At 51.8% G+C, this 8,927-nt stretch carries 8 protein-coding genes; 6 read left to right on the forward strand and 2 right to left on the reverse strand.

Annotation, left to right across the window (positions count from 1 at the left end):
- Positions 1–178: 178 nt before the first annotated feature.
- The gene (gmhB, locus tag EOJ37_RS13275; protein ID WP_127960379.1) at positions 179–742 is read right to left on the reverse strand and encodes a D-glycero-beta-D-manno-heptose 1,7-bisphosphate 7-phosphatase; all 564 of its coding nucleotides are present in this window, start codon (positions 740–742) and stop codon (positions 179–181) included.
- 188 nt (positions 743–930) lie between these two features.
- Between gmhB and metN the strand changes: the two genes are divergently transcribed.
- From metN to proS, 6 genes are all read left to right on the forward strand, one after another.
- A complete protein-coding gene (metN, locus tag EOJ37_RS13280; protein ID WP_127960380.1) occupies positions 931–1,962 on the forward strand; it encodes a methionine ABC transporter ATP-binding protein MetN in 1,032 nt (343 codons plus the stop codon).
- A complete protein-coding gene (locus tag EOJ37_RS13285) occupies positions 1,955–2,608 on the forward strand; it encodes a methionine ABC transporter permease MetI (RefSeq protein ID WP_127960381.1) in 654 nt (217 codons plus the stop codon). Before metN ends, EOJ37_RS13285 begins: the two co-directional genes overlap by 8 nt.
- A gap of 92 nt (positions 2,609–2,700) precedes the next feature.
- Positions 2,701–3,516, forward strand: a complete 816-nt coding sequence (locus EOJ37_RS13290) for a MetQ/NlpA family lipoprotein (protein WP_127960382.1) — start codon at positions 2,701–2,703, stop codon at positions 3,514–3,516.
- 219 nt (positions 3,517–3,735) lie between these two features.
- A complete protein-coding gene (gene rcsF / locus EOJ37_RS13295) occupies positions 3,736–4,092 on the forward strand; it encodes an Rcs stress response system protein RcsF (protein ID WP_127960383.1) in 357 nt (118 codons plus the stop codon).
- Positions 4,089–4,796: a tRNA (N6-threonylcarbamoyladenosine(37)-N6)-methyltransferase TrmO gene (gene tsaA, locus EOJ37_RS13300; RefSeq protein ID WP_127960384.1), complete on the forward strand. Its 708-nt coding sequence runs from the start codon at positions 4,089–4,091 to the stop codon at positions 4,794–4,796. The genes rcsF and tsaA overlap by 4 nt, the downstream gene beginning before the upstream one ends.
- A gap of 283 nt (positions 4,797–5,079) precedes the next feature.
- Entirely contained in the window at positions 5,080–6,798 is a 1,719-nt protein-coding gene (gene proS / locus EOJ37_RS13305; protein ID WP_127960385.1) for a proline--tRNA ligase, read from the forward strand.
- A gap of 170 nt (positions 6,799–6,968) precedes the next feature.
- Here the strand turns inward: proS and EOJ37_RS13310 are convergent.
- On the reverse strand, positions 6,969–8,927 hold a 1,959-nt coding region (locus EOJ37_RS13310; RefSeq protein ID WP_127960386.1), incomplete at its 5' end, for a thioester reductase domain-containing protein.

The raw sequence follows: 8,927 nt of genomic DNA on the forward strand, positions 1-8,927 counted from the left end.
CAGAGTCAACCCCGTTTTTCAGGTTTTTCTCTCGACTGACGGAACTTTTGCAAACTTGTTTTCTTGCTGCCCTGTCAGTGGATGCGCATTATAGGGACTGCAAAAAATGGCGCAAGTGTTAAATGCAGTTTTTTTTCAACTGCTGCTTTATTGAACTTTCCTGCCAGTGGCAAACAACTTAGCAGCGGTTCTTAATCGCATCTGGCAGCGCTTTCAGGCTATCCAATACCCAATCAGCAGCGTCTTCTGCTACTGTATCGACCGGTTGACCGCTACGCACCAACACTTTGCGCCCGACGCCAGCCGCTGCTGCTGCCTGCATATCTTCAATTTTATCGCCAACCATGTAAGAGGCAGCAAGATCGAGGTTGAGATCTGCCTGTGCTTGTAACAACATACCCGCCTGTGGTTTGCGACAATCACACTGTTGCCGATACTCATCAACCACGGCTTGCGGGTGGTGAGGACAGAAATAGATGCCATCCAGATCGACACCGCGATCAGCCAGCGACCAATCCATCCACTCGGTCAGGCGCATAAACTGTGCTTCGCTAAACTTACCACGAGCGATACCTGATTGGTTGGTAACCAAAACTAACGCGAAGCCCATTTTTTTCAGTTCACGACACGCATCAATCACGCCATCAATAAATTGAAAATCATCTATTTCATGGACGTATCCATGATCTATATTCATTGTGCCATCACGATCTAAGAAAACAGCGGGAACACGTTGTGTCACTTATTCAGCTCCTGGAAACCTTAAACAGCGGGTAGTATGGCATCTTCCGTCAAAAGTTGTGAAAAAGGAAGCGGTGGCGCAAGATTGACTTAGACGTCTAGACGCCTTAACATCTCAACCACACCTTGGCATAAGCCAAGGTTTACTTTTACCTGTTCACAGGCATTTACGCTCATAGCAAGAAGAATATGATCAAACTTTCGAATATCACTAAAGTGTTTCAGCAAGGGTCTCGGACTATTAGCGCACTTTCCGATGTTACGCTGCACGTCCCCGCTGGACAAATTTATGGCGTTATCGGTGCTTCTGGCGCAGGTAAAAGCACCCTGATCCGTTGTGCCAACATGCTGGAACGACCAACCTCCGGTACTGTTTTGGTTAATGGTCAGGATCTGACTGCGCTTTCTGAACGTGAACTGACGCAGGCTCGCCGACAAATTGGCATGATTTTCCAACATTTTAATCTACTCGCATCACGCACTGTGTTCGGCAATGTTGCACTGCCACTAGAGCTAGATCGCACACCCAGAGCAGAGATCAAGCAGCGCGTAACCGAGTTACTCGATCTGGTTGGCTTAACGGACAAACATGACGCCTATCCGGCCAATCTCTCTGGTGGACAGAAACAGCGCGTCGCTATTGCCCGTGCTTTGGCCAGTAATCCCAAAGTGCTGCTGTGCGATGAAGCAACCAGCGCACTTGATCCGGCAACTACCCGCTCCATTCTCGAGTTATTGAAAGATATCAATCGCCGTCTGGGACTTACCATTCTGTTGATTACCCATGAGATGGATGTGGTGAAGCGTATCTGCGATCAAGTTGCTGTCATTAGCCAAGGGCGTCTGATTGAGAAAGACAGTGTCAGTGAAGTGTTTTCACATCCCAAGACGCCGCTAGCACAGCAATTTATTCAATCGACACTGCATCTCGATATCCCTGACGATTATGCCAAACGTCTGCAACCAGAACCTCGCCTTGGGTTACACCCATTACTACGGCTTGAGTTCACTGGTCGTTCGGTTGATGCTCCCCTGCTATCACAAGCCGCACGCAATTTTAACGTCAACAACAACATTATCAGTGCGCAGATGGATTACGCCGGCGGCGTCAAATTTGGTGTCATGTTGGCAGAGCTGCACGGTTCAGAACAAGATGCACAGGCAGCGATCCAGTTTCTACAAGAGAATCAAGTCAAAGTTGAGGTACTAGGTTATGTCTGAAGCCATGATGTGGTTGATCGCCCGTGGTGTTGGGGAAACGGTCACCATGACCTTCGTTTCTGGCTTTTTTGGTTTTGTGCTCGGTTTACCGGTTGGGGTACTGCTCTACGTTACTCGTCCCGGGCAAATCATGGCTAACCGCACGCTATACCGAGTGCTATCGGGGCTGGTGAACGTGTTCCGCTCGATCCCCTTTATTATTCTGCTGGTCTGGATGATCCCATTCACGCGTATGATTGTCGGCACCTCAATCGGCCTACAGGCTGCGATTGTGCCATTGACTGTAGGGGCTGCGCCGTTTATTGCACGAATGGTGGAAAATGCGCTGCTTGAGATCCCCTATGGTTTGGTTGAAGCCGCACGCGCGATGGGTGCTACGCCAATACAGATCATCAACAAAGTACTGCTGCCTGAAGCACTTCCCGGACTACTGAATGCAGCAACCATCACCCTGATCACGCTGGTTGGCTACTCGGCGATGGGCGGTGCAGTCGGCGCTGGCGGGCTAGGACAAATCGGCTACCAGTATGGTTACATTGGCTATAACGCCACAGTGATGAATACTGTTTTGATTTTATTGGTTATCCTGGTATACCTGATTCAGTTTTGTGGCGAGCGGTTGGTGAAAGTGGTCACACACCGTTAATAATCCGCTGCGCTATGGCGGGTTCAAATTTTTACTAGCAACTGGTGCAACAGTAAAGCCTATTGGATAGGCATACCTAATGAGGAACAGTTATGTCATTAAAATTTAAATATCTTGCTGCCATCGGGATGGTAATTGCGACACTCGGTTTGGCCGGCTGCGGCCAGGATGACACCGATCCCAACCATATTAAAGTCGGGGTTATTGTTGGTGCAGAACAGCAAGTCGCAGAAGTCGCCCAGCGAGTCGCAAAAGAGAAGTACGGCTTGAACGTTGAACTGGTGATTTTTAACGACTATGTGTTACCAAACGAAGCGCTCAACAAAGGCGATATTGCGGTTAACGCCTTCCAGCATCAGCCTTATCTTGATCAACAAATAAAAGATCGTGGCTACAAACTGGTGGCTGTCGGTAATACCTTTGTTTACCCGATTGCTGGTTACTCTAAAAAGATCAAATCACTGGACGAATTGCAGCCTGGCTCACAGATCGCGTTACCGAATGATCCAACCAACCTTGGCCGCTCACTGCTCCTGCTGCAAAAACAGGGGTTGATTAAACTTAAGCCAGGTGTTGGTTTGCTGCCTACTGTACTTGATGTCATTGAAAACCCTAAAAACCTGAGATTAATCGAGTTGGAAGCACCGCAATTGCCACGCTCACTGGACGATCAGAAGATCGCACTGGCAATCATCAACACCACCTATGCCAGCCAAATTGGCCTCACCCCAACCAAAGACGGGCTATTTGTTGAGGATAAAAACTCGCCTTATGTCAATATTATGGTGGCGCGCGAAAATAACAAAGATGCTGAAAATGTGCGCAAGTTTATCAAAGCTTACCAGTCAGAAGAGGTCGACCGAGCCGCTAACCAGATTTTCAATGGTGGTGCGGTCAAAGGTTGGTGATGCTTATTTTGCCGTTGATTGATAGCGCAGCAAGGCAAACTTGGTTACGCCTTGCTATGCTAGCCAGAGTTAACCGCTTGTCCCAGTAGGCAGCACAAAGGCAGTGAACCTGAAACTAGGCAGCATCGACTGCCTGATGGTTACAGACACTGCCCAGTTTCAACCTAACCAGCACCATCGCCACAACGGGATAAGCTCCTCTTCAACAAAGGAGTTTTCATGCGTACATTATCTGTTTGTTTACTCGCGCTTGTCCTGGTCGGTTGCTCAAAATGGCACACCGACAACACCACAGCACGCGAACCCTCTTCATCAGTGCTGATCTACCAGAACAGCGAACTGTTGGAAGGTAAATCATTCCAGAAAATTGGCCCAGTCTCAGGCGAATCATGCCAACTCTCACTGCAAGATCCGCCCCCCAGCCTGGCAGTCGCACGTCAGAATATGCAAGCTCGCGCTGCCGCCATGCAGGCAAATGCAGTGCTGCTAGAGGGGTGCCAAGTCACCCGTAGTGTTGCCGGTTGCCGCCAGCAAGCGGTTTGCCAAGGCACAGCACTGAATATTTCATCACAATGAGTGAATTTGTTTTTCAGCAGATCGGCACCATCCGCTCGCCCTACAAAGAGAAGTTTGCGGTACCACGCCAACCGGGTCTGGTCACTGATGGTTGTGGCGAATTATTGCTGCTTCCGCCCTACAATCAACCTGAAGCCGTGCGTGGACTGGAGCAGTTCAGTCACCTGTGGATCATGTTTATTTTTCACCAGACGATGGCTTCCGGTTGGCGTCCGACAGTGCGTCCACCGCGCCTAGGCGGTAATAGCCGCATCGGTGTTTTCGCCACGCGCTCTACTTTTCGTCCAAATCCATTAGGTATGTCATTGATTGAGCTGAAAGGTATCGAACAGCACGGCAACCAAGTGATCCTGAAATTGGGTAGTCTGGATCTGGTCGATGGCACCCCAGTCGTCGATATAAAACCTTATCTGCCGTTTGCCGAAAGTCTACCGCAAGCCCGCGCTGGTTTTGCCCAGCGTGCACCATCAGCGGATATGGCGGTATTTTTTTCCCCCTTAGCCGAACAGCAACTACAGCAGCAACAGCGACACCATCCTCATCTGAGGCGCTTTATCAGCCAGTTGTTAGCGCAAGATCCGCGCCCCGCCTACCAACAGTCAACAGAAAGCCAGCGTGAATATGCCGCTTGGCTGCTGGAATTTAACCTACGCTGGCGGATTGTTGATCAAAAAACAGAAGTGCTGAGCATTGATAGTCGCTAAAATTCTGTCCGCTCCCTTTTGGCGTTGGGTTTGCGCTGGTAGACTAGCGGCCTATTCCAGCAGGTGCCATTAGCGCAGCCAGTTTGCTCAGCGGCAACCGGCAGCAACCAGCGCGTCAATCAGGATTTCGGACGCCGCTCGGGGAAAAATGGCAAAGCAAATAGCGCTAATCGAATAGACGCCAAGATAGCGCTTAATGGGATAGGCTCTAAGCCACCGTGAAAAACTTTAGCTCTCTTTTAACAGCGCTCGAACATGTGTAGTGCTAACGGAACCTTATATCATGCGAACTAGCCAATACCTGCTTTCAACCCTGAAAGAGACACCAGCCGATGCGGAAGTGATCAGCCACCAGTTGATGCTGCGTGCCGGAATGATCCGCAAACTCGCTTCTGGCCTCTACACTTGGCTACCCACCGGCCTGCGGGTACTGAAAAAGGTTGAGAACATTATTCGTGAAGAGATGAACAACGCCAATGCGATTGAAGTCTCAATGCCGGTTGTTCAACCGGCTGATTTATGGCAAGAGAGTGGCCGTTGGGAACAATATGGCCCAGAGTTGCTGCGTTTTGTTGATCGTGGTGAACGTCCGTTTGTACTCGGGCCGACCCATGAAGAAGTTATTACTGATCTTATCCGTAACGAAGTTAGCTCCTACAAACAGTTACCTTTAAACTTTTACCAGATCCAGACTAAATTTCGTGACGAAGTTCGCCCACGTTTTGGCGTGATGCGTTCACGTGAATTCGTGATGAAAGACGCTTACTCATTCCATACCAGCCAAGACTCGCTACAGGCGACCTACGATGCGATGTATCAAGCCTACAGCAACATCTTCACGCGCATGGGGCTGGACTTCCGCCCCGTGCTGGCAGATACCGGCTCGATCGGCGGTAGCGCCTCACATGAATTCCAAGTGCTGGCTGAGTGTGGCGAAGATGACATTGTCTTCTCAACCGAATCTGATTACGCCGCCAATATCGAACTGGCCGAAGCGGTTGCCCCGCGCCAGCAACGTGCTAACGCCAGTGAAGCACTGCGCTTGATTGATACACCGAATGCGAAAACCATCGCAGAACTGGTCACTCAGTTCCAGTTGCCAATAGAAAAAACCGTCAAAACACTGCTGGTACACGCCAGTGAGCACAGCGGCCACAAACTGGTCGCGTTACTGGTGCGTGGTGATCATGAACTGAATGAGATCAAAGCAGAGAAATTGCCACTGGTGGCTTCACCGCTCACCTTCGCTAACGAAGAGGAGATCCGCGCCATCATCGGTGCTGGTCCAGGCTCACTGGGGCCGGTGAATCTCGCATTACCGATCATCATCGATCACGCAGTGGCCGTCATGAGTGATTTCGCTGCCGGTGCCAATATTGATGGCAAACACTATCTTGGTATCAACTGGTTACGTGACCTTCCGCTCCCTGAAAGTGCCGATATCCGCAACGTGGTTGAAGGCGATGCCAGCCCAGACGGTAAAGGAACGCTGCAAATCAAACGCGGTATCGAAGTCGGTCACATCTTCCAATTGGGCACCAAATATTCAGCCGCGCTGAAAGCCACCGTACAGGGTGAAGATGGCCGAAACCAAGTATTAACAATGGGTTGCTATGGTATTGGTGTGACTCGCGTGGTCGCCGCTGCGATTGAACAGCACCATGACGAACGCGGCATCATCTGGCCTGATGCTATCGCACCGTTCCAAGTGGCGATCCTGCCAATGAATATGCACAAGTCATTCCGTGTTCAGGCGGTAGCTGAGCAGCTCTACCAAAGCCTGCGTACACATGGCATCGATGTGATCTTGGACGATCGTAAAGAGCGTCCGGGCGTGATGTTTGCTGACATGGAGTTGATCGGTGTACCACATTCGATCGTTATTGGTGATCGCAACCTTGATAATGAAGAGATCGAATATAAACATCGCCGCGTGGGTGAAAAACAGATGATCAAAACCGCAGAGATCGTCGATTTTCTGCTGGCGCAGATCACACGCTGATCACCACAGCCGCTATCACCGCGAGGCCATCTTGCGCACTCAGTGTGAGCTTTGCTTCGCCGTGATGAAACTAACGGTTCAGATCTTCACCAACCCCGATCTGAACCGGTTAGATGTTAGATATTGGCTCGCAACCCGCAAGCCAATACCGCCAAGGCTGCCACTAGCCGCTATAGCACCACATCATCCATGCGGCTCGCCAGCAACTCCGCCTCAGGCGTTGGCAAGAACCCCGACTTCCGCCAGTAGTGATAATACACATCCAGCAACTGACTGACATCAATGGCTTCAGCCACAGCGTCAACCAGCGTTTTTTCCACCACTTCCACCTGCTGTAGTGTGGTTTCTGGTTGTGCTGACAAGTAAAACGCTTTGAACGGATAGAGCGCGTTATCACTGTTGATACCAACAACCCAGTCACGCGACCAGCTTTCTGGGGAGACAAAACGTACCGCGTGCCCTTTGCTGTGCAAATACTGGAACAAATGCTGCCAACTGAACGTCGCGAGGTAACCCAAATTCAGCGCACGATTGAGATAATGTCGCTGTTGGCTCGCAACAATCACTAACTGAGACAACCTGTCTACTGGACTGATATCCAGGCTGTTCTCGCGCCAGTCCGGCACCACACCCAGCTGCACGCAGCCTTTCATCACACTCAACGCATGGTTGCTCTCTAGATTGGAAGCGCCATGTTGTGTTGCGCCGGTAATGTTGCCCATGCGGAAAATCGCACCATATAAGCCGCGCGCAAATGCCTGCATCATCAGGTGTTCACAGACCCACTTGGTCTGTACATAGCCATTTGGTATTGGCGACCTGCTGGCAAGCTCGGCTTCACACAAGCGGTTACCTTGCTGTGCTGCCGCTGAAAGGGTGGAGATGTAAAACAGTTGCTTCGCCCTGCCCTGGCAGCACAACGCTAACAACTCCGTGGTGCTCTGCACATTGCTGTCGCGCAACGTGTGGTAGCTGTGCAGGTGGTTAACCCAGGCGCCACAGTGGTAGATCGCGTCGATCTGCTGTGCCCATTGCTGCCAACACCGTGCCGATACCCCCAAGCGTACCGCACTCAGATCACCGGTGATCACCTTCAGCCGCTGCTCATCCAGTGTCAGGTGGTAACGCTGTGCCGCTTGCCGTAACCGTTCTAGCCCCTGCTCACCACGCACAACACAGTGAACCGTTGCTTGTGGATGCTGCTGTTGCAGTTCCGCCAACAAGTAGATGCCGAGGAAGCCAGCAGCACCGGTGAGCAGAATATGCTCAAACGCCACTTCAGACGCGGAGATAAACGACAGCGCGGGCAGGTGTCTATCCTGCGCCATTTGCGCTTCGGCATCCTGCACGGCAAACGCTTTGCCCTGCAAACTGGCAGCCAGCGCCGCCAGGGTGCTGGCGGCAAATACCGTCGCCACCAGTGCCGTTTTCCCTAATCGTTTGCCGATCAAGTCACACATTTTGACCACCAGCAGCGAGTGACCGCCGAGGGCAAAGAAGTTGTCATGGCGACTGATCCGCTCAACCGCCAACAATTCACTCCAGATCGCCGCCAGTTGCTGCTCGATCTCGCCTTCAGGGGCGACGTATTCTGCCCGGGCAAATGCCTGTACGTTCGGTGTGGGCAGAGCGCGTTTATCCAGTTTGCCATTCGGTGTCAGTGGCAGTTCACTGATCGCGACATAAGCAACCGGTAACATGTAGTCCGGTAACCGCGCGGCCAGATATTCACGCAGCTTCATCGGTTCGATGCGTTGCCCCGGCTGGGCGATCAGGTAAGCCACCAGTTGCAGCGCATTCGCTTCACCCTGTGCCACCACCACTGCGTCACTGACCGCCGGATGCTGGCTCAGTTGTGCCGCTATCTCACCCAGTTCGATACGGAAGCCACGGATCTTCACCTGCTCATCGTTGCGCCCCAGATAAACCAGTTGTCCGTCGGCGCGCCAGCGTGCCAAATCGCCGCTGCGGTAGAGGCGCGCCCCCGGCTCGGCACTGAATAGATCCGGCAGGAAGCGTTCTGCGGTTAAATCCGCACGCTTAAAGTAGCCGCGTGCCACACCGGCTCCGCCAATGTAAATCTCGCCGACAGCACCCGGAGCCACCGGCTGTCGTTCGCTGTCCAGCAG

It is taken from the genome of Serratia microhaemolytica, assembly GCF_004011885.1.
Taxonomy (GTDB): Bacteria; Pseudomonadota; Gammaproteobacteria; order Enterobacterales; family Enterobacteriaceae; genus Serratia_G; species Serratia_G microhaemolytica.